Annotated in this window: 22 protein-coding genes and 1 rRNA gene; 10 read left to right on the top strand and 13 right to left on the bottom strand. The window is 36.1% G+C overall.

Annotated features, from left to right (window positions below; all coding sequences use genetic code 11):
- The first annotated feature begins 251 nt into the window (after positions 1 to 251).
- Complete coding sequence (locus AC1FXZ_RS18395; protein WP_480056361.1) at positions 252 to 782, top strand: phosphatase PAP2 family protein; 531 nt, start codon at positions 252 to 254, stop codon at positions 780 to 782.
- Positions 783 to 909: 127 nt separating this feature from the next.
- Here AC1FXZ_RS18395 and AC1FXZ_RS18400 read toward each other — a convergent pair whose 3' ends face one another.
- The gene (locus tag AC1FXZ_RS18400; protein ID WP_480056363.1) at positions 910 to 1,686 is read right to left on the bottom strand and encodes an alpha/beta hydrolase family protein; all 777 of its coding nucleotides are present in this window, start codon (positions 1,684 to 1,686) and stop codon (positions 910 to 912) included.
- A 334-nt stretch (positions 1,687 to 2,020) separates the two neighbouring features.
- Here AC1FXZ_RS18400 and AC1FXZ_RS18405 point away from each other — a divergent pair, with 334 nt between their 5' ends.
- The 3 genes from AC1FXZ_RS18405 to AC1FXZ_RS18415 are packed head-to-tail and all read left to right on the top strand — an operon-like array spanning position 2,021 to position 4,577.
- Positions 2,021 to 3,007 (top strand): ABC transporter substrate-binding protein, encoded by a 987-nt coding sequence (locus AC1FXZ_RS18405; RefSeq protein WP_480056411.1) that lies wholly within the window; start codon positions 2,021 to 2,023, stop codon positions 3,005 to 3,007.
- A 12-nt stretch (positions 3,008 to 3,019) separates the two neighbouring features.
- Positions 3,020 to 3,793, top strand: coding sequence for an ABC transporter ATP-binding protein (locus tag AC1FXZ_RS18410; RefSeq protein ID WP_480056365.1), 774 nt, complete (start codon positions 3,020 to 3,022; stop codon positions 3,791 to 3,793).
- Entirely contained in the window at positions 3,777 to 4,577 is an 801-nt protein-coding gene (locus AC1FXZ_RS18415; RefSeq protein WP_480056367.1) for an ABC transporter permease, read from the top strand. Before AC1FXZ_RS18410 ends, AC1FXZ_RS18415 begins: the two co-directional genes overlap by 17 nt.
- Before the next feature lie 40 nt (positions 4,578 to 4,617).
- Here AC1FXZ_RS18415 and ytkD read toward each other — a convergent pair whose 3' ends face one another.
- The 6 genes from ytkD to AC1FXZ_RS18445 all read right to left on the bottom strand — a co-directional run bounded on the left by ytkD (position 4,618) and on the right by AC1FXZ_RS18445 (position 8,770).
- Entirely contained in the window at positions 4,618 to 5,091 is a 474-nt protein-coding gene (ytkD, locus tag AC1FXZ_RS18420; protein ID WP_480056369.1) for an RNA deprotection pyrophosphohydrolase, read from the bottom strand.
- A gap of 63 nt (positions 5,092 to 5,154) precedes the next feature.
- Positions 5,155 to 6,366 (bottom strand): bacillibactin exporter BcbE, encoded by a 1,212-nt coding sequence (gene bcbE / locus AC1FXZ_RS18425; protein ID WP_480056371.1) that lies wholly within the window; start codon positions 6,364 to 6,366, stop codon positions 5,155 to 5,157.
- Positions 6,367 to 6,552: 186 nt separating this feature from the next.
- Positions 6,553 to 7,044 carry a YwpF-like family protein gene (locus AC1FXZ_RS18430; RefSeq protein WP_480056373.1) on the bottom strand — a complete coding sequence of 164 codons (492 nt, stop codon included), beginning with the start codon at positions 7,042 to 7,044 and terminating at the stop codon, positions 6,553 to 6,555.
- Positions 7,045 to 7,131: 87 nt separating this feature from the next.
- On the bottom strand, positions 7,132 to 7,278 hold the full coding sequence (locus AC1FXZ_RS18435) for a hypothetical protein (protein WP_480056375.1): 147 nt from the start codon (positions 7,276 to 7,278) through the stop codon (positions 7,132 to 7,134).
- A 126-nt stretch (positions 7,279 to 7,404) separates the two neighbouring features.
- Positions 7,405 to 7,557: a sporulation histidine kinase inhibitor Sda gene (gene sda, locus AC1FXZ_RS18440; RefSeq protein WP_480056377.1), complete on the bottom strand. Its 153-nt coding sequence runs from the start codon at positions 7,555 to 7,557 to the stop codon at positions 7,405 to 7,407.
- 34 nt (positions 7,558 to 7,591) lie between these two features.
- Complete coding sequence (locus tag AC1FXZ_RS18445) at positions 7,592 to 8,770, bottom strand: MalY/PatB family protein (protein ID WP_480056379.1); 1,179 nt, start codon at positions 8,768 to 8,770, stop codon at positions 7,592 to 7,594.
- A gap of 333 nt (positions 8,771 to 9,103) precedes the next feature.
- Here AC1FXZ_RS18445 and AC1FXZ_RS18450 point away from each other — a divergent pair, with 333 nt between their 5' ends.
- Together AC1FXZ_RS18450 and AC1FXZ_RS18455 are read left to right on the top strand one after the other, a co-directional pair.
- Positions 9,104 to 10,657, top strand: coding sequence for an ABC-F family ATP-binding cassette domain-containing protein (locus tag AC1FXZ_RS18450; RefSeq protein WP_480056381.1), 1,554 nt, complete (start codon positions 9,104 to 9,106; stop codon positions 10,655 to 10,657).
- Positions 10,658 to 10,728: 71 nt separating this feature from the next.
- Positions 10,729 to 11,391: a deoxynucleoside kinase gene (locus AC1FXZ_RS18455; protein WP_480056383.1), complete on the top strand. Its 663-nt coding sequence runs from the start codon at positions 10,729 to 10,731 to the stop codon at positions 11,389 to 11,391.
- Between the two features lie 204 nt (positions 11,392 to 11,595).
- On the opposite strand, the gene AC1FXZ_RS18460 is transcribed toward AC1FXZ_RS18455, so the two are convergent.
- Complete coding sequence (locus tag AC1FXZ_RS18460; RefSeq protein WP_480056385.1) at positions 11,596 to 12,255, bottom strand: restriction endonuclease; 660 nt, start codon at positions 12,253 to 12,255, stop codon at positions 11,596 to 11,598.
- A 129-nt stretch (positions 12,256 to 12,384) separates the two neighbouring features.
- On the opposite strand from AC1FXZ_RS18460, the gene AC1FXZ_RS18465 reads away from it, so the two are divergent.
- Positions 12,385 to 13,005: a restriction endonuclease gene (locus AC1FXZ_RS18465; RefSeq protein ID WP_480056387.1), complete on the top strand. Its 621-nt coding sequence runs from the start codon at positions 12,385 to 12,387 to the stop codon at positions 13,003 to 13,005.
- Positions 13,006 to 13,240: 235 nt separating this feature from the next.
- On the opposite strand, the gene AC1FXZ_RS18470 is transcribed toward AC1FXZ_RS18465, so the two are convergent.
- The 3 genes from AC1FXZ_RS18470 to AC1FXZ_RS18480 form a co-directional block, all read right to left on the bottom strand.
- The gene (locus tag AC1FXZ_RS18470; protein ID WP_480056389.1) at positions 13,241 to 13,525 is read right to left on the bottom strand and encodes a hypothetical protein; all 285 of its coding nucleotides are present in this window, start codon (positions 13,523 to 13,525) and stop codon (positions 13,241 to 13,243) included.
- On the bottom strand, positions 13,525 to 13,935 hold the full coding sequence (locus AC1FXZ_RS18475; protein ID WP_480056391.1) for a hypothetical protein: 411 nt from the start codon (positions 13,933 to 13,935) through the stop codon (positions 13,525 to 13,527). The genes AC1FXZ_RS18470 and AC1FXZ_RS18475 overlap by 1 nt, the downstream gene beginning before the upstream one ends.
- A 171-nt stretch (positions 13,936 to 14,106) precedes the next feature.
- Entirely contained in the window at positions 14,107 to 14,943 is an 837-nt protein-coding gene (locus AC1FXZ_RS18480; RefSeq protein WP_480056393.1) for a tyrosine-type recombinase/integrase, read from the bottom strand.
- Between the two features lie 185 nt (positions 14,944 to 15,128).
- Between AC1FXZ_RS18480 and AC1FXZ_RS18485 the strand changes: the two genes are divergently transcribed.
- Positions 15,129 to 16,172 carry a lactonase family protein gene (locus tag AC1FXZ_RS18485; protein WP_480056395.1) on the top strand — a complete coding sequence of 348 codons (1,044 nt, stop codon included), beginning with the start codon at positions 15,129 to 15,131 and terminating at the stop codon, positions 16,170 to 16,172.
- Between the two features lie 126 nt (positions 16,173 to 16,298).
- Here the strand turns inward: AC1FXZ_RS18485 and AC1FXZ_RS18490 are convergent, their stop codons facing one another.
- Positions 16,299 to 16,448: a hypothetical protein gene (locus AC1FXZ_RS18490; protein ID WP_480056397.1), complete on the bottom strand. Its 150-nt coding sequence runs from the start codon at positions 16,446 to 16,448 to the stop codon at positions 16,299 to 16,301.
- Between the two features lie 627 nt (positions 16,449 to 17,075).
- Between AC1FXZ_RS18490 and AC1FXZ_RS18495 the strand changes: the two genes are divergently transcribed.
- Positions 17,076 to 18,080, top strand: coding sequence for a DUF3231 family protein (locus tag AC1FXZ_RS18495; protein ID WP_480056399.1), 1,005 nt, complete (start codon positions 17,076 to 17,078; stop codon positions 18,078 to 18,080).
- A 559-nt stretch (positions 18,081 to 18,639) separates the two neighbouring features.
- Positions 18,640 to 19,635: a DoxX family membrane protein gene (locus AC1FXZ_RS18500; RefSeq protein ID WP_480056401.1), complete on the top strand. Its 996-nt coding sequence runs from the start codon at positions 18,640 to 18,642 to the stop codon at positions 19,633 to 19,635.
- A gap of 465 nt (positions 19,636 to 20,100) precedes the next feature.
- On the opposite strand, the gene rrf is transcribed toward AC1FXZ_RS18500, so the two are convergent.
- Positions 20,101 to 20,183: ribosomal RNA gene (gene rrf, locus AC1FXZ_RS18505) — 5S ribosomal RNA — on the bottom strand; the annotation flags it as partial.

Genomic DNA, 20,183 nt, shown 5'->3' on the forward strand with positions numbered 1-20,183 from the left:
ATTGACTTTTGAGGTATTCAAGCTTTTTTGAATACCTCATTTTCCCATCTATTCGATTAGTTAGTCACTTGATAGCTCATTCGATTTTGGAAGATACTATTACTCCCTCTTTACTGATTAAATTAATTTAACTTTTATGATTGAATCCACTTATATGTTTAGTAGAAAAATATACATAATTACAACTTTGCAGCTAAAAAAATGATATTATAATAAAAATGACTAATTCTATTTATGATGGAGTTGTTGATATGAATCGAATTGTTAACTGGTTATCAACGAACGATGATAGAATTTTTTTAGTTATAAACAAGCATTGGAGATGTAAAACACTAGATTTTATCCTTCCCAAAATTACTCATTTAGGTGGAGCCACATTTACATTATCCTTACTTACTTTCATCATCATACTTTTTACTAACCACGTACGTTATTGGGCGATTGACGCCTTTATCTCTTTAACGATCAGTTTCATTGCCGTACAAATATTAAAGAAAACGTCAGGACGAAAGCGCCCTTATTTAAAATTACCCAATGTTAATATTGGCACCAATCCATTGAAAGACTATTCATTTCCGTCGGGTCATACAACAGCTGCATTTTCCATTGCCGTTGTTTTTTCGTTCCATTCCCCAATCCTCGCGATTACCGTAATGCCACTAGCACTTATAGTTGGATTGTCAAGAATGTATGTTGGCATGCACTATCCAACTGATTGTATTATTGGTGCTATACTTGGAACGATCAGTTCCATTCTTGCTGTGTACGTTATTTATGTCTAAACTACTATGGGGTTTTTCCTCTGTTAATTGAGGTGAGTCAAAAGGTCCAGTTCGTAGCTTGGCTCTCACCTCCTTCTTTTAGAAGTTCTATTTGCATACGTAGTTTGCATTTTAGGTATTCTTTTTCCTACCTTCTCATTTTCAACCATTGGGCTGCATTTATTAGAACTTTTCGTTGTTCATTTGCAGGAAACTGATGCGTAAAGTCTGAGTAATACCAGGTTGTTACTTTTACACCTGAGGCGATGCACTGCTCTTCTAATCGATATGCATGCTTGATGGATACATGTTCATCTAGTTCCCCATGAATAATGAGAACCCTTGCCTTTATTTTTTCAATAGCCGCTAAAGGCGTCCTCCACCGATACCTTTCTGGATACTTGTTAGGGCTTCCACCTATGACCCGTTTCATCATCCTCCTTAAATCGATTCGTTCTTCATATGTAAGGCTCATATCAGACACCCCATTCCAACAGATGACTGAACTCAATTCTGGTCGTTTGATTGCAGTTAATAAAGCCATCACTCCTCCTCTTGAAAAGCCAAGTACATGTAAGGAGGATTCATCCACTTCAGGTAAATTCTTCATTAAATCAAATGCGGCAATAGCATCTGAGCGATCCTCCCCACAAAAGTCTTCTTGACCTTCTCCTCCTCGATTTCCTCGATAAAATGGAGCCACTACGACAAATCCTTCTGAGGCCCATTGAATTACACGTTGAATTCGAACCATCCCGACATTTTTGATTCCCCCACGCAAATATAATAATCCAGGTAAATTACTGCCCCATTTAGGAAAAGCCATATAACCTTTTACTTTTAAGCCACTGCTATCATACGTAATTGTAAATAGATCGATGTTCGGATTGGGAGAGGGAATTCTAATTTTATCAATAAGTTTCATATGAATTATCCTTTCTAAACTCTTTTAAAAAGACTGACTCGCATACGTTGTTGTTTTTGGGCTTGCGTGTATTCACATGTTCGTTCCATTTCGCTCCATTCACTCGCTTTCCGTGGGGAGGTGCCGAGCCTCCTTGGCTGCGCCTGTAGGGTCTCGCCCCTACGATTAAAAACTTCTAACAGCAACAACCTTTACGAAAATAACCTTTAAAAAATAGCAATTACACAATAGAAATTTATTTTAACCTATATTGGGCAAACACACATTTTACACTTTTGTCATAGACTATCACAACAACTTACTTATTTTAAGGGAGATGACAAAAATGAATGTCATGAAAAAAGTTAGCCTATTGCTACTATCTCTTGTATTAATTTTCTCTTTTTCAGCCTGTTCTTTTGGTAGTAATAGTGACACACTTCGAGTTTCCGAAGTCACTCGTTCTATTTTCTACGCCCCATTATACGCTGGAATATCTCAAGGCTTTTTTGAAGATGAAGGAATCAATTTAGAGTTAACGACAACATGGGGTGGCGATAATACGATGACATCGCTACTATCTGACGGAGCTGATGTTGCCTTAGTTGGTGCTGAGACATCCATTTATGTGTATGCTCAAGGAGCTAGCGACCCAGCAATTAACTTTGCACAGTTAACGCAAACAGATGGAACATTTCTAGTTTCACGAGAAAAAGTAGATTCATTTGACTGGGAAGACTTAAAAGGTAGTACATTTCTTGGCCAACGCACTGGTGGGATGCCACAAATGGTTGGAGAGCATGTATTAAAGAAGCATGGAATAGACCCACACAATGATCTAAATCTCATACAAAGTATCGACTTCGGCAATATCCCAAGTGCATTTGCTTCTGGTACAGGTGATTATGTTCAATTATTCGAACCTCAAGCAACATTATTTGAAAATGAAGGAATAGGTCATATTATCGCCTCATTTGGTACAGAATCAGGTCATGTTCCATATACAGTCTTCATGGCTAAACAAAGTTATATGAACGAAGAACAAGAAAAATTAGAAGCCTTTACCCGTGCTCTATACAAAGCACAAAAATGGGTTGACGAGCAACCTGTAGAAGTTGTAGCAGATGCAATCGCAGACTTTTTTGAAGATACAGATGTAGATCTAGTTGCTCAAGTTGTTGATCGTTATAGGTCACAAGGTTCTTATGCAACTTCCCCACTCCTTCAACCTGAAGCATGGGATAACTTGCAATTAATTATGGATGAAGCTGGAGAACTCCCAAGACATATTGACTACACAGAACTTGTCGATACAACAATTGCTGAGGGTGTCATCAAATAGGAGGCTGATAACGTGTCTACTTTACAACTTAAGAATGTGTCCATGGGCTATTTAACAAAACGTGAAGCGACACTTGCGCTAGAATCCATTTCACTCACTGTGGAGGATGGAGAATTTGTCTCCATCCTTGGCCCAAGTGGTTGTGGAAAAACAACACTTTTGTCAATCATCGCCGGTCTTCTAACACCGACAAGTGGCGAAGTGTTGTTAGGGGAGCAAAATATAAAGCTAACAGATGTTAACATTGGTTATATGCTGCAACAAGATTACCTTTTTCCTTGGCGATCAATTGAAGATAATATCACTTTAGGACTGAAAATAAAAAATACTTTATCTGATAAGACAAAATCAGCAGCTTTATGTTGGTTGGAACAACTTGGACTTAGTGACAAAAAAGACCTGTATCCTAACCAACTCTCTGGAGGTATGCGTCAACGTGTCGCCCTAGTCCGAATGCTAGCAACGAACCCGTCGCTCATGCTTCTTGACGAACCCTTTTCAGCACTTGATTATCAAACGAAACTAAAATTAGAAGATCTTGTATTCAATACGTTAAAATCTGAAAATAAAACAGCGATCCTCGTGACTCATGACATTGGAGAGGCAATTGCCATGTCGGACCGAGTTGTCCTTCTCTCCCCAAGACCTGGGCGGATTCACCGTATCTTTGATATCTCAAATGAACTAGCTAATAAATTACCGTTTGATGCAAGGCAACATCATGAATTCAATGAGTATTTTCAGATAATCTGGAAGGAGATGGAAGGCCTTGCAACAACAACTTGACTCACTGCATAAAAAATATTTAGCTGCGATTAAACAAGAAAATAGAAATGTATTTTTCGTTCAGCTTAGCATTTTGATCTCATTCTTTGTTTTTTGGGAAGTTGCTGCAAAACAACGCTGGATTGACCCACTTCTCTTTAGTATGCCATCAAGAATTTGGGATCTTCTCCTCTCAAGAATAAGCGATGGTTCCTTGTTTACTCACGCATCTGTTACAATGTTTGAAACTTTATTAGGATTTATGCTTGGTACAGGGATTGGCACATTATTAGCCGCTATCTTATGGTGGTCAAAGTTCGTCTCTAAGGTTCTTGATCCGTACCTTGTTATATTAAACTCCATGCCTAAAGTGGCTCTTGGGCCGATCTTAATAGTTGGGCTTGGTCCCAATATGACCTCTATTATCGCGATGGGTGCACTTGTTTCTGTTATTATTACAACGATGGTCGTCTTCAGCGCTTTCCGAGAAGTAGACCACAATTACCTAAAAGTAATGAGTACATTCGGAGCATCTAAAAAGCAAACATTTAAACATGTTATCTTCCCAGCATGCCTCCCAACAATCATTTCAACACTCAAGGTAAACGTCGGGCTTGCATGGGTAGGCGTAATCGTCGGAGAATTCCTTGTCTCAAAACAAGGCCTCGGTTATTTAATCATATACGGCTTCCAAGTATTCAACTTCACCCTTGTTCTAATGAGCCTTCTAGTCATCGCCATCCTCGCCACAATCATGTACAAAGTAGTAGAACTAACAGAAAAAAGACTCCTAAAACGATATTAGACCCAAACAAAAAAGGTGGTCTTCCTTTTTTGTTTGGGTCTTATACTAGGTGTTTGGACTTTACTTGTTGTATTGTGTGGGTAAGTACTTGATCTTTCATAATAAAACTGAACTCAGGGTTCGTTAGAAGATCATTGGGTATTTCCTTTAATAGAACAGGACCTTTTGTTTCATAGTAATGATCTTGTTCTTTAATTTGTGACACCCTAGCAAAATAAATGGTTTTATACATACTAGATTGTCCACAGGTTACCTCATATTGACCTATATAGTGAAGTGATTTTATTTCGGCCCCTGTCTCTTCACGCACTTCTCTTTTGGCAGCTTCGGCCAAGGTCTCTCCATCTTCTACTTTCCCCCCAGGGAACTCCAAGCCTCTTTTGCCGTGTCTTGTTAATAACCACTGATCTTGATAGCGACAAACGATCCATATATGTTCTGCATGTTCTACAAAACCAGGCTCCTCAAACGTAAGTCTTACATGACACTCATTTTGATCCGTAAATTGATACATATCTCGTCTCTCCTCTATTTCATACCTTTAGTATACAGATGAAGAAACAAAAGGGGAACCAGTTTACCCCCAAGTAGGTTTCACAGTATCTTCTGGTTTAATAGCTAATAGAACAATGAGAACCGTAATAATACATAAAACGCTGTTCAAAAAAAACATAAAAGAATGAGACGTTTTCATTAACACAGCAAAGACAGGAGGGCCCAATGCCACACCAAGAAACCTCATACTGCTATATAACGAAGAAATCGTCCCCCTTTGTTTCATTTCTATCCCTTGCGTTACGAGTGCATCTAAACAAGGTAAGGCAATCCCAATTCCGACACCACTAGCGAAAAGACATGTTAGTAATAAATAAATATCTTTGGAAAATGAGACTGTAAAAATAGCCAAGGTTAAAATAATAAGCCCAGCTACCGTAAACCATTTCATTTTTTGTTTGCTTTGTCCAATTGTCTTCCCCGTTGCAAACGAAGAAAAGCATAAGGCTGCTAATGGTATTGCTAAAATAATCCCTTTTTTAATCCCATCAATTTGAAATTCATCTTCAAGCATCGTTGATAAATAAAAAAGAACACCGAAAATGATGAACATTAAAATACCACCTATTGCAAAAACAGCATATAGCCAACGACCTTCACGCTTAAAAATAACCTTCGTTGTTTTCAAAAAAGCTTTGAATCCAACAGCTTTTCCACTCATAGGTGGAACTTTCACTAGAAAAACCATTGCTAATATTGAAATAAAGCATAAGACTGGTATTGCCAATAATGGCATATACCACACAATTAAGGCTAAGGCTGCACCAAGGATAGGGCTTAACACTTTCCCTAGTGTATTGGCCGTTTCAATCATCCCTAGTCCTTTACTAACATCGTTTTGGTCCGTATACATATCACCTACTAAAGGGAGAACAATTGGCATGGCCCCAGCTGCTCCAATCCCCTGTAAGAGACGACCAAATAAGATAATTCCATAAGGATTTGTCATTTGCCATCCTGCAAAACCTGAAATAAATCCCCCTAGACCTGCGATAATTAAACTTGGTATGATGACCTTTTTTCTCCCGATGTGATCGGATATATAGCCTGCTATAGGTATACATAGAATAGCTACAATGGAGTAGACCGTTATGAGCATACTAACTTGGAAAGAGCTGATTCCAAGTTCTTTTTCGATCTCCGGTAAAACAGGAATCAACATAGAATTTCCTAATGTCATCACAAGTGGTATTGACGAAAGCGAGAATATAGCCCATTTATCTTTTCCTTGCATTGTAAGGCTCCCCCGTTCCTAAAACATCATAATCATTACTCTGTTAGTATGGGGAAGTGAATTGGTTCTATACGTTAAATTACCTACCTATGCTTTGCCTTTATTAGACAATACACATTCACTAAAACACGTCCATAGTTACAATTGATCCAAAAAAAAACACCTATTTTAATGAATAGATGTTTTTTATTGAAGTTTATACTGTCCACTGTCTTTGATAGAGCGATAAATAGTATCAAGTGCACTTTGAGGATGTGATGCTAGGTTTTCCATTTTATTGTGAAATTCAGCTAGTAATTCCTCTTCTGAATATCCCTCTTTAACTAGGTCTTTTAGAACATCCTCAATAATAACGTCTCTTTTTAGTGCAAGCTTGGCCTCTAATAGTACACTTATGTTATCTGATAACTCTGTAATTGTATGTACATTAGTAATCATTGCCGCTGGGTGATTATCTTTACTTGTAATGATTACATCAACTAAGATATGTCCATCTTGTTCTTGAACATTCTTAAAATACTCATAATTATCCTTACTGATAACAGCCTCAATATACCAAGTTTTTGCGGCGTTTTCCATATTTACAATGAGCCCATCCTTTATCGGAATTAACCTTTGGTGAACATTTTCTTCTGACCCTTCAAGCAAACTTAATGAATAAAGTTTAAAAGTTTTCATTTTATCACCCCTTAATATTTATTTAATCATACTAATAGAAAAATCACAAAATAAGGGGCCCCCATTACGTGAAAACCCCTTAACAATTTACGAACTTTTTACACCTTGAAAGCACTGCTCATACTGTTTTTCTTGTATCCATTTAATGAGTTCCATTTCTCCACTACTAAGATCTCTGCTAAGTTTACATTTACATTCTTCAACAAGCTCCTGATATAGATTTTCTACCATCATATAGTAAATGTCTCCTTTTTCAATTTTTAACTTCGCTGCAATGTCACTCTTAAACCTATGAGTACAAGCTAATGATTATGTCTATATTTCCAACAAAATGTATAACGATTCTACATAAATCTTCTTCTACACGTAAATATTAGCTATTTTTGCCGGACTCATCTTTTTTTCACGTTCTTTAATTTCTTCTCGTAACAACGAAATAAAGTCTTCTTCTAACCCTAATTCAATTGCACGCTCATATGCTTCAATTAAAACTTTATAATCCAATCTATCCATCTTAATTTCACCGCACTTAATAAAAAATTATCATTTAAAATCCACGAGCATCATAAGCTTTTTTTATACGGCCAAGCCCTTCTTCTAAGGTTACCCTAGGGCAAGCTAAATTAATTCGTTCGAAACTCTTTCCTTCTTCTCCAAAAATAGGTCCGTGATTTAAGGCTACCTTAGCTTCTTCCACAAGCCATTTCTTTCGTTCTGACGCTGTTAGTGGTAGCTTAGAACATTCTAGCCATAATAGATACGTACCTTCAGAGTCCATCACACGTAATTTAGGCATATGTTCCGTTACATAATTTCGAACAAATGCATAATTACTTTCGATATATTCCATCAATTCTTCTAACCAAGCCTCACCATAATTATAGGCTGACTCAGTTGCCACTTCTGCAAATGAATTTACTGAATTAGCAAACGAATTGGCAAGGTGATTAGCGAATTTCAATCGCAAGGATTCATTTTCTATTACGACATATGAGGTTTGAATTCCGGCTAAGTTAAATGTTTTACTTGGAGCTAAACATGTAAATGTCCGATTGGCAGCATCTGTATTAATAGAAGCAAATGGGATATGTTTTTTTCCTTCAAATAACAAGTCTGCATGGATTTCATCCGAAACAACAAAAAGGTCATACTTTTTACAAATATTTGCAAGCTTTTCTAATTCTTCTTGTTTCCATACTCGCCCAACTGGATTATGTGGATGACATAGCACAAGCATTTTTGTTCTTTCCGTAATAACTGACTCAAGATGGTCAAAATCCATATCATAATGATCGCCATCAAAAGAGAGAGGATTTCTAATTAAGTTACGGTTATTTTTCTTAACTACATCATAAAATGGATAATAAACTGGTGTTTGAATGATTACCTCATCTTCAGGTTGAGTAAATGCTTGAATAATATAGCTAATTGTTGGGACAATTCCTGCTGTATAAACAATGGCACTTTCTTCAATATTCCAGCCATATCTTCTATTCACCCAACTTTGGACTGCTTTATCGACTGTTTTAGAATGAGCTGGATATCCGAAAATCCCATGTTCGACTTTTTCGTGTAGGGCATCTAAGACTTCCTGTGGAGCTCTAAAGTCCATATCTGCTACCCACATCGGTAGTAGGTCCTCCCCACCAAATCGTTGCATCGTCATATCCCACTTCATTGAATTTGTTCCACGGCGTTCAATTACTTCATCAAATCTGTTGCTCACAACTTACACTTCCTTCCTAATAAAAACACATACCTCCAGTAAAAGTTTTTCGGCTTTTAGGTCAATATGTACTATTCCACAATTACACTTTATTTCCTGTTATATTATATATTATTTTTGTTTTTTTCGAAATAGTTTCGGTTTTAGCTATTTCAAGATTAATTGACTATTTTATTTTACACGATTAAATCTAATCTTAACTCAATATTAAGTGGCTATTTTGGAAAATTCATTCAGATACTAAAATGGAATTCCAAACAGACATTCACACGCTCGTATGATAAGATGTAAAGGCAGAAAAGAACGTATTTTTTATAAGGATAGGTGTTTGGAATGAGTGTGTTAACAGTTAAAAACCTTAGTCATGGTTTTGGTGATCGTGCCATTTTCCAAGATGTGTCATTCCGACTTTTAAAAGGTGAACACATCGGTCTGATCGGTGCAAATGGTGAAGGTAAATCGACATTTATGAATATAATAACGGGTAAATTAATGCCCGATGCGGGGAAAGTAGAATGGTCAAAAAAAGTTCGCGTTGGCTACTTAGATCAGCATTCTGTTTTAGAACGTGGAATGACGATGCGCGATGTGCTAAAGAGCGCGTTTCAATATATGTTTGACCTTGAAACAGAAATGAATGAAATGTATGACAAAATGGGAGAAGCTTCTCCTGAAGAGCTGGAAAAAATGCTTGAAGAGGTTGGCGTTATTCAAGATACATTAACGAACAACGACTTTTATACGATTGATGCAAAAGTAGAAGAAATTGCACGGGGGTTAGGTTTAGATGATGTTGGACTAGACCGTGATGTTACCGACTTAAGTGGTGGACAAAGAACAAAAGTACTTCTTGCTAAGCTCCTTCTGGAAAAACCTGATATTCTACTATTGGATGAGCCTACAAACTATTTAGATGAACAGCACATTGAATGGCTAAAGCGTTATTTACAAGAGTATGAAAATGCATTTATTTTGATTTCACATGATATCCCTTTTTTAAATAGTGTCATTAACATTATCTATCATATGGAAAATCAAGAGCTCGGCCGTTATGTAGGTGATTATGAGCATTTTAAAGAAGTACATGAAATGAAAAAGCAACAGCTTGAAGCAGCTTATAAACGACAACAGCAAGAAGTTGCGCAATTAAAAGATTTTGTTGCAAGGAACAAAGCACGAGTATCCACACGTAACATGGCAATGTCTCGCCAGAAGAAGCTTGATAAGATGGACATGATTGAGCTTGCGCATGAAAAGCCGAAACCACATTTCAATTTTAAAGAAGCAAGAACAACCAGCAAATTGATTTTTGAAACGAAGGATCTTGTTATTGGTTATAATGAACCACTTTCCAGGCCTTTGAACTTGCGTATGGAACGTGGCCAAAAGATTGCGCTAGTTGGAGCAAACGGAATCGGAAAAACTACATTGCTTAAAAGTATTCTTGGATTAATTAATCCTGTTGACGGTGAAGTAGAGCGTGGCGATTATCAAGAAATTGGTTATTTTGAACAAGAAGCCAAAGACCCTGACAAGACTTGTATCGAAGAGGTATGGCAAGACTTCCCTTCTTTTACTCAAGCTGAAGTGCGTGCTGCGCTTGCGAAATGTGGGTTAACTACAAAACATATTGAAAGTAAAGTAGTTGTTTTAAGTGGTGGAGAAAAGTCAAAGGTTCGTCTGTGCAAACTTATTAACCGTGAGACGAATATTCTCGTACTTGATGAGCCAACAAATCATTTAGACGTTGATGCAAAAGAAGAGCTAAAACGTGCTTTACAAGCATATAAAGGAAGCATTCTACTAATAAGCCATGAGCCTGAGTTTTACCAAGACGTCGCGACAGACGTTTGGAACTGTGAATCATGGACAACGAAAATCATATAAAGGGGTCAGACACTTCTTTAGTCTACTAAAGAAGTGTCTGACCCCTCCACTGCAAAAAGGAGCGACTTTCTTTGAACCTACGCGCTAAATACAACATCCCAGAAAATGCAATCATTACAATTGCTGGTACAGTAGGTATTGGAAAATCAACAATGACAAACTCTTTAGCGAAAGCTCTTGACTTTCAAACTTCTTTTGAGAGTGTTGATCATAATCCTTACTTAGATAAATTCTATAATAATTTTGAACGTTGGAGTTTTCATTTACAAATTTATTTTCTTGCTGAACGCTTTAAGGAACAAAAGAAGATGTTTGAGCAAGGTGGAGGATTTATTCAAGACAGGTCCATTTATGAGGATACTGGGATATTCGCAAAAATGCATTCTGATAAAGGAACAATGACAAAGGTCGATTTCGAGACATATACGAGCCTTTTTGATGCAATGGTCATGACCCCTTATTTTCCTCACCCTGATGTTTTAATTTATTTAGAGGGCAGTCTAGATGATATAGTTTCCCGAATTAAAGAAAGAGGCCGTGAGATGGAACAAAATACGCCTTTTGCCTATTGGGAAGAAATGCATGGCCGATATGAGGAATGGATCAATAATTTCACAACTTGTCCCGTGCTTCGCTTGAATATTCAAGAATATGATCTCTTGAATGATGAACAAGCAGTTGAATCCATTGTTGCTCGCATTAGTCAAACAATTAACCGACAGATAACCGTATAATAGACAAAAGAGGACCAAGCAGTATTAAACTACCTGGTCCTCTTTTGCTTCACTTTCGTTGAAAATAATAAATTCGCGGAAATGGAGCAAAGCGAAAATACTCTTGTAATAAGGATCCTCCTACAAATGCAAGCATATGCCAGTCAACGCTCTTTAACATAAGCGCATCCCCCCTACTTGACCTTATGCACCACTGTAGATGTCCTATACCGTTTCGCTGCGCTTTGACCGTAGAGGAATTTTAAAGTAATAAGAACCAGCTTGTATGATCCCACGCCTTTGGTCGATCTCATCAATACTATCTTCAAAATTATAATCAACTTCTAAAAAAGAATCTTCAATGATCCACTTGGCATCCTCTACTTTTCCACGCTTAAAATATGTAACGATTTTAATTAAATCCTCACGACTGACAATCCGAACTTTCGTTGCAGCTGCTAATTTCCAGCAAGGTTCCGAAATCTGATTAGCAGACGTAATAATCATGGCTTTTTCAGCTTGATAAAAAGCTTTGGCTGCATAAATTTCCTGTACAGCATCTAAGCCTATTTTGTCTGTTATTCGTTTCGCTTGTACAACTGTCGGCAACCCTAACTGATTATAGAATAATAAATCTGCCCCAAAGTCACGGCTCTTTTTCGTTAAAAAGGACTGTTCATATCCTAGCGCTGTAAATAAGACATACAAATAATCCTCAAATTCGTGACCTGACATTTGGTCAATATCTTTAATCGTTATTTTGCTCACATCATATCGTTTCTTTTTACGGGAATGTAAGATAACAGCTACTATACTAACTAGAAGTAGCAAGAAACCGATCGCAAACATCGGAAGACTCAGCCACGAGAACAACCATTCTTTCATAACTAACCCTCCATCTGGGGTCAGACACTGCTTTTCCTAGGTAACGTGATAAAGAGGTGTCTGACCCCTTCTCATATGTTTTTATACTTTGGTTATACTACATATCAAAGTGTTAAAGGAGTGAATCGTATGCATTTATTAAATAAACATAAGAAACAGACTATCTTTCCAATTTTACTTTTTGTTATTACATATCTCCTTGTTCATTTATTTCATTATAGTTTTACCATATTTGGCTTTGTTCTTGCCGCCATATTCTCACTTACTGGAGTGTACTACTGGTTTAAAACATCAAAATTATTATCGACTCACCTTTCAGTATCACTCTTACATATTGATGACTTACCACAGCGTGAATTTCTCGAGCTGTTAGTACCGTTGTTCAAAAACCAAGGATATTCTGTAAATCGAACTAAAGTTAATGGGAAAACAAGAGCTGATTTCATTCTTCGTAAGAAAGGTGTCAAAGCGACTGTTCATACAAAACGACAAAGTAACGATGTTGGGGCTAGTTTCATTCAAGATGCACTTACTTCCAAAAGCATGTATGAAGCAAACCGATCTATCATTGTCACAAACAACTACTTCTCAAAAGCAGCAAAAAATGTAGCTCGTGCTAATAAAGTGACCCTTATTGACCGTGATTCTCTTGAGGCATTGCTAGATACCTATCTCCAAGCTAAAAAAAGTCATCGTTTTATTCAACGTGTTCGTACTTTACTCGTTAAAGAAGAATTAAAAAATGACTAACATTAACCCTTAAAATTTAACTTGTCTCATACAAGCATGCAGGAGTACTTAATTCCTGTATGCTTCATTCACTAAACGCTCGTTTTTGTCTCAGACAATTTCTTAATTGCCTGTTTATGTAAGCACCTTTCTTATATGAATAACTTATCTGACTACGAATCCCATTAACTAAATGACTCTCAATCAACGTGGGTAGTAAAACGTAGCCAGATTTATTCTTTAACAGAACAACTTATTACAACACTGTTGGAATTTTCGGTCCGTCCTCTTCTACATAAAAAGCATCAATATCCTCAACTTTAATATAGATAATTTTTCCATCTAATTCCTTAAATTGAGAAAAGTCCATTTCAACTGATACATAGTCTTCTTTCAAATCAATTACTTTCCCAATAATGATAGATGGATAATTTGCCGTCATAATAAAGATACGCTTCGTTAGAGCACTGCTTATTTTATCATATAATATCTTGCTGCGAATTACTGACGATGATACCAATTCCTTATGTTTCCTTTTCATTACCCATGCTCCTTTTTTGACTGACTTGTTAGAAAAAAAGTTGATATCCGGTTCAGAGGAAAATGAAGAGGTGTTGAGAAACTATAAGTGTTTTCATCAGACTGTAATTTTACAGGGTCTAACGTTAAATAACCATTTGTTACATGAACAACTTTCCCTATAAAAATAGGACGTACCTTCTTCCCTAAAAACTCCCGTACTAACCCCTCTAGCGTTATGGTTAATTCTTTACCAACAAAGGGTTGAAATCCATGATTATCAGGTAAACGTATCGGTTCATTCATTTCGTACACTCTTGTTTTCTTCTTACTCCTACCAAGTTTATGTGAGTGGGAACAATATACTTCTTGCATATTACATACAGATGGTTGATTTGGAAAAACCACTTGATCTTTCCTACTTTCATGCATTCTGATCACTCCAATACCAGAAGAATCCTTCTGTGACAGTGTATGGTTATTAGACCAAAACGGTTATCATTTTACTGATTTTTTAAACAAATTACAAAAATAAAAGAGCCACATATAACTCTATTTCCGACCTAATCAGATATAGAGCTATATGTGGCTAGCTATTCATAATTAACTAACAATGTCGTCGGCAGACTGAAGGTATTGCTTGGTGACATTAACATCTGAATGACCTGAGAGCTGCGCAACGATAGAAAGATCAACGCCTTTTCGAACCAGATCATAGCAAAACGTATGGCGAAGCTTATGTGGATAAACTCCATACTCTTCTTTTAACATATGCTGAACCGTCCGAGCAGCAATTCGCTTTTGGTAATTAGATATGAAAAGTGCCTCGTGTTCATCTTCTCTTGATGTAAGGTAATCATGTAGTTTATGAACAAGTTCCTTTGATAACGGTATAATTCGTTCGTTATCTTCTTCAACATCCCTAACGATCATTTGTCCAGTCTGACTTTTATAATTTATCTTTAAATCACTTTTATTTAACATACACAATTCAGAAACCCGAACACCTGTATATAAAAGTGTATATACTATCGCTACGTTTCGTATACTTGCATCTGCCTTCGTTTTCTTCAGAAGTTCATCAACTTCTTCCTTGCTTAAATATTCAGGTGCAACATAATCTATTTTAGTCTTTGACCTTTTTATATTCTTCGTTAATTCCCGTCTACCTATTGACTTTGCAAATGTATTAAGTGTATTGAATATTTTGTTTATTGTTGATACACTTCTATTTTCTGATTCTAAGAAATCAATATATGTTTGAATATCATGTTCTGTCAGATCTTGTATTGTTTTTTCTTGAGGTTGTAACCAACTGTCAAATGATTGGATCACACCACAATACGTTTTGATTGTATTATCTGACCTTCCTTTTTGAGAGAGATAGACGGCAAAAGAAGCAATGATGTCTTTTGTGGTTCCAGCGCATTTTTTATCCAAAATGAATTCCCCCTAACTACCATAACTATATAGTCTATATCAATAAAAGTCAAGTTCTGCGCAATAACTGTAATCTGTTTGTAAATAATTGATTAAAATAAATGGCATTTTCGCTAATAAATGCACTCCTTTTCAGCGTATGATATAGTTAATATGAAAATGATCTTTGGAGGGACATTGATACAATGACTAGTAAATTAACAGCTTATGTTGGTACATATACGAAAGGCGAAAGCAAAGGTATTTACCGTTTCTCAATGGATGCATCCACAGGAACGATGGAGGAGGTTCATGTAGCAGCTGAACTAGAAAACCCTACATATTTAACAGTTTCGAGCGACCAAAAATACCTCTATTCTGTTACAAAAGTTGAAAATGAAGGTGGTGTTGGAGCGTATTCAATTGACTCCAATGGCCATTTAACGTTGCTAAACAATGAGGTTACTGATGGAGCTCCCCCTTGTCATGTGAGCTTAGATTCAAACAATGAGTACCTTTTTTCAGCCAACTATCACAAAGGTACAGGTGTCTCTTATAAACTTACTGAAAACGGAGAAATTGCCACTACGATTTCAACGGTCACACATGAGGGCGATGGCCCCCATGAAAGACAAGAAAAACCACACGCTCATTATGCGGGATTAACTCCCGACAAAAAACGTTTATGTGTAGTAGACTTGGGAACTGATCAAGTAGTTATTTATAATGTAAGAGAAGGAAACCTAGAAAAACATACCGAGCATTCGTTTAAACCTGGGACAGGCCCACGTCATATTCAGTTTCATCCGAATGAAAAATTTGCATATGTAAACGGAGAACTAAGTTCTGAAGTTATTGCTTTAAGCTACAATGAAAAAAATGGTTCCTTTAAAGAGATTCAATATATTTCTTCTCTTCCTAGTGACTATGATGGGGAAAGTATCGGAGGTGCCATTAAATTATCTCCAGATGGGAAGTTTCTGTATGCATCAAACCGTGGACACGATAGTATAGCTGTTTTTCAAGTTGATCCTGAAACAGGCAAACTAACACTAGTTGATTACACACTTACCAACGGATCCTTCCCACGTGATTTCACAATTGCTCCTAATGGAGATTATCTACTTGTAGCAAATCAAAATACAAGTAATATCGTTCAATATGAAATTGACCTTATTACAGGAAAGTTAGCTTCTACCGGGGCTGAAATTTCTGTTCCAAACCCTGTTTGTGTTGTGTTTTTAAGGTAACGTACCGTTCGTCACTTATGAACGAAATAATAATACTAGCACACAAAACCGCACAGATAAATATCTGTGTGGTTTTAATCATATTTTACTTCTTTCTTGAACTATTGCTCCCGTTAGCACAACAACTTAATCAATATTTTCTACCAAAAAGTTTCTTATTTCTTCAAAATCTGTTGTTTCGAGAAGAATTCTTTTTTGGTCTAATACATAAAAGTAAGGTGCTTCATTTGCATTTAATGAAGGGTATGTTTCCTGTGTTAAATATAAATCATACACAAGTAAACCTACTTCTGTATTTTCTTCATGAAAGTCTGTTAACCATTGAAAATAATAATATTTAGCTTATCAATGTTAAGCTAAACTGCTTCGTTAACAAAAATAAATAATAGGAGCTCCCATCGACAGCCCCTTGTTCAGCTATTGCTTACCGATAGTTGAACAAGCAACCTCTCATTTATTGATTACTGACTTCGTAGCTATTATTTAAGATTAATTTCACTGGATAAATTTCTTCGATAGTTAGATACTAATTTTTAGTGTTATTATTTTAATACTAAACTCAATGTGGAGGGATATACTTTGGATATTCTTTTTAGTTTATTCTCAGGCGTAATTACTGTGGGAGTTAGAGTAGCATTCTTCTTTAGCAATATCATATTCAGATTAAATACGATGTTAAGGATGCAATCTCTAAATTAAATTATTGAATATTCATCAAGTATTACCTTGTGTACATTGTTTACGATAAAGGCAAGCCATGTATTTTGCTTGCCTTTTTTAGTTAATACACATTCATACTTATATAAATAATTCTCAAGAATTCAAACTTTACATTTCCTTTATATTTTTAAAAAGATTATATTTCTATCCTAATTAGTAAAATATACTTTATGAGGTGATTTTATGGATAAAGAGGATTTAAAGCTCACATCTGCTGAGATAGGGACTTTGTGGGCAGAATATGTTAATGGTACAGCTGTTGATGTTATAAACAAGTATATGTTATCCATTATAGAAGATGAAAAAATAAGAATTCTATTTGAGGATGCGATAAGTACATTTGCAAAACAGAAAAATCAGATAGCTACGTTTATTGAAAATGAGGGATTTCCTGTACCCATTGGGTTTACTGATTCAGACCTTAATAAAGGGACAAAAAGATTGTTTTCGGACATTTTTTGTTTACACTATTTACACATTATGACATTACATGGTTTATTGGGACACACAACATCACTTAGCGCCTCTGTAAGAAAGGATTTGAGATATTTTTATGATTCGTGCGATAATGACGGAAAAAGAATGTATCATCAAACGATAGAATTACTGTTAGAAAAGGGACATTTTCAAAGAGACCCTAACTTTTATCCTGAAGCAACTCCTGAATTTATTTCAGGTCAACAATTTTTAGATGGCTACTTTGGGGACAAACGACCTTTAGCTGCGACTGAAATTATTAGTCTTTCGTTTAATTTGAAAAAGAAGATATTGGAGAAAACTCTTTCTATTTCATTTAGCCAAGTTGCTCAATCTAAAGAAGTAAGAAAATTTTTGGAGTCAACGCAAAAAAACTCAGATAACCAAATTCAAGCACTTAGCAGTATATTAAAGAAAGATAATCTGCCTGTACCAATGTCTTGGGAATCCGAAATCACAACTTCTCAGGATTCTCCTTTTTCAGATAAGTTGATGTTGTATCATATTGGATTTCTATTGCAAACCTCACAAGCATATCATGGAACAGGACTTGCATCCGCAATGCGAACAGATCTTGTAGTAACTTATGAAGAGATTATATTGAAAAACTTGATGGTGACAAAAGAATGGTTCAATATAATGACGCAGTATAAGTGGTTAGAGGAGCCTCCACTTGCACCAAATAGAAAAAATCTTGCAAAAGACAAATAATTAACCAATTAGCACCTCTTGTTAATGGGAGGTGTTTTATTCTGACTAAAAGTTCTTACTCAACAAAACTGCTCCGTTAGTACAATAAAGAAAGAGCGCTAATTCTTGATGAAGCATCGCACCCGTTACTTTAATAGAGTAACATTTTATAATGGATTATCGCACTTCCCTTCAACATCCAAAACTAAGAGGTCATCAATGTATATTAGTAATTCTCTTTCTAACTCCTCAATTATTGTTATCCCAAAATTGTGAACAGAGTTTATCAATTCATCATCACTAACATCCCAAGCCTTTTCGATATATTCATTTGGTATTTCATACTTCCTTAACCAATAACTAATGGAATGGGATCATTCTTTTTTATTTATATAATTATTTTCTTTAGTGAGGTTTCAACATTGGAGCTCACAACGAAAAATACCCTTAATGCGTCAATACGACATTTTCCCATCTATGGGCTTTTTTTAGTCTTTTTTCAGTGGACGACAACATAATCGGCTACTTATTAAGGGATACTAATTTTTGAACTTTGTTACAAAAAGGAGGGATATATCCAATGAAGAAATGCAATTCAATTCTTTTATTTGGCTTAATTTGTTTTTCACCAATTATTGCAAACGCACATGTAAAATGGTTTACGGAGCAAGAACCAGAAAAGGTTCCTATTGAACAAATCCTTTCAATAGAATTCATAATGTTATCCTTACTAATTGCTCTTTTTTTAGCGATAATATCTCAATTCATAACACATTTGATGAAGATTCCCGGTGTCTCCACAATCGATATGAAGTTAGATGGGTATCGGAAGTACTCTCGTTATATTTTAAAATATGGTACAGCTGTCGCATTAATTTTACAAGTTCTTAATAGAACGATGTTTGCACCTGAGTTTACTATCCACCATAATTGGCAAACGGTTCTTATGTACACGGTTATTGTTTTACTATTAATTCCTTATCACTATGCAACAAAAATAGCTTCCATATTATTGCTTGGTTTATTTATTCATGTTTGGAGCTATTCCGGTTGGTTTCATATGCTAGACTATGGGTATTACCTTGCTATTATCGGTGTTTTATTGGTTGGGAGATCAAAATGGGAGACGGCAGGGTTTCCATTTCTTTATCTCGGAACAGGTTTAAGTTTATGTTGGGTTGCAGTAGAAAAATGGGTTTACCCTTTTATGGCTATCGATATTATTCAGCGCCATCACGTCCCTACTTTTGGCTTTGCCCCTGAACTATTTGTTGTTCTATCAGCATTTATTGAATTCGTCGTTGGTTACCTATTAGTCGTTGGTATTCTCAACCGTTTATTGGCTGTTGTAGTAACCATTTTATTTATCCTGACAACGACCATATTTGGCTACACTGAAATAGTGGGACATGGGATGATTCATATTGTTTTAATAATTTTTATTATCGAAGGAATATCCTTTTATCATCCACCAGTTAAAATGCATAAAACCCGATTGGACCAAATGATATTTGTTTTTCTAAACTTTTTATTTGTGCTAAGTACATTTTTATTGATTTATTATCGATTTGCATAGGATTTTGGAGGCAGAGGGAACCCATCTATAAAAAAGTATATCAACAAGTCCCCACAGAAAAAGGTGGAATACTCTATTACTAAATATAGCGAAACACATTAAGACCGATTTTACGTATGTTGAATAGTTAGGCTGAGCTATATCATATACAAAATAAATCATCTAAAGCCTTCAAATGATAGTTGTTATTTTCTCTCCTGAACCCGTTATCCGTAGGGTTATGTTTATTCTGCTTAGCAACTTCCTTGCTCACACTCTCTCTCCTACGAGGGATATTCAGTCTGTCTAAGAAGAGAAACATTTTGTCTCACTTGGGGACATGACGTATTTCAAGATGCTGTCTCATGATGTATCCATCGGTTCATTTGAAGAAGACGCTGCTCCTTCAGTCCAGATATCTTCAACTTTTTGAGCGTAACATTTCTACATATAAAAAAACACAACCCTATTGGATTGTGTTTTACTGCCTGGCAACGTCCTACTCTCACAGGGGGAAGCCCCCAACTACCATCGGCGCAAAAGAGCTTAACGACCGTGTTCGGCATGGG

Source organism: Halalkalibacter sp. HAAS-P014, from assembly GCF_056619965.1.

What these genes read in the sequence shown, in the direction of transcription:
- AC1FXZ_RS18395 (WP_480056361.1), top strand. Translation starts at nt 252, where the DNA reads ATGAATCGAATTGTTAACTGGTTATCAACGAACGATGATAGAATTTTT.
- AC1FXZ_RS18400 (WP_480056363.1), bottom strand. Translation starts at nt 1,686, where the DNA reads ATGAAACTTATTGATAAAATTAGAATTCCCTCTCCCAATCCGAACATC.
- AC1FXZ_RS18405 (WP_480056411.1), top strand. Translation starts at nt 2,021, where the DNA reads ATGAAAAAAGTTAGCCTATTGCTACTATCTCTTGTATTAATTTTCTCT.
- ytkD (WP_480056369.1), bottom strand. Translation starts at nt 5,091, where the DNA reads ATGTATCAATTTACGGATCAAAATGAGTGTCATGTAAGACTTACGTTT.
- bcbE (WP_480056371.1), bottom strand. Translation starts at nt 6,366, where the DNA reads ATGCAAGGAAAAGATAAATGGGCTATATTCTCGCTTTCGTCAATACCA.
- AC1FXZ_RS18430 (WP_480056373.1), bottom strand. Translation starts at nt 7,044, where the DNA reads ATGAAAACTTTTAAACTTTATTCATTAAGTTTGCTTGAAGGGTCAGAA.
- AC1FXZ_RS18435 (WP_480056375.1), bottom strand. Translation starts at nt 7,278, where the DNA reads ATGATGGTAGAAAATCTATATCAGGAGCTTGTTGAAGAATGTAAATGT.
- sda (WP_480056377.1), bottom strand. Translation starts at nt 7,557, where the DNA reads ATGGATAGATTGGATTATAAAGTTTTAATTGAAGCATATGAGCGTGCA.
- AC1FXZ_RS18450 (WP_480056381.1), top strand. Translation starts at nt 9,104, where the DNA reads ATGAGTGTGTTAACAGTTAAAAACCTTAGTCATGGTTTTGGTGATCGT.
- AC1FXZ_RS18460 (WP_480056385.1), bottom strand. Translation starts at nt 12,255, where the DNA reads ATGAAAGAATGGTTGTTCTCGTGGCTGAGTCTTCCGATGTTTGCGATC.
- AC1FXZ_RS18465 (WP_480056387.1), top strand. Translation starts at nt 12,385, where the DNA reads ATGCATTTATTAAATAAACATAAGAAACAGACTATCTTTCCAATTTTA.
- AC1FXZ_RS18470 (WP_480056389.1), bottom strand. Translation starts at nt 13,525, where the DNA reads ATGAAAAGGAAACATAAGGAATTGGTATCATCGTCAGTAATTCGCAGC.
- AC1FXZ_RS18475 (WP_480056391.1), bottom strand. Translation starts at nt 13,935, where the DNA reads ATGCATGAAAGTAGGAAAGATCAAGTGGTTTTTCCAAATCAACCATCT.
- AC1FXZ_RS18485 (WP_480056395.1), top strand. Translation starts at nt 15,129, where the DNA reads ATGACTAGTAAATTAACAGCTTATGTTGGTACATATACGAAAGGCGAA.
- AC1FXZ_RS18495 (WP_480056399.1), top strand. Translation starts at nt 17,076, where the DNA reads ATGGATAAAGAGGATTTAAAGCTCACATCTGCTGAGATAGGGACTTTG.
- AC1FXZ_RS18500 (WP_480056401.1), top strand. Translation starts at nt 18,640, where the DNA reads ATGAAGAAATGCAATTCAATTCTTTTATTTGGCTTAATTTGTTTTTCA.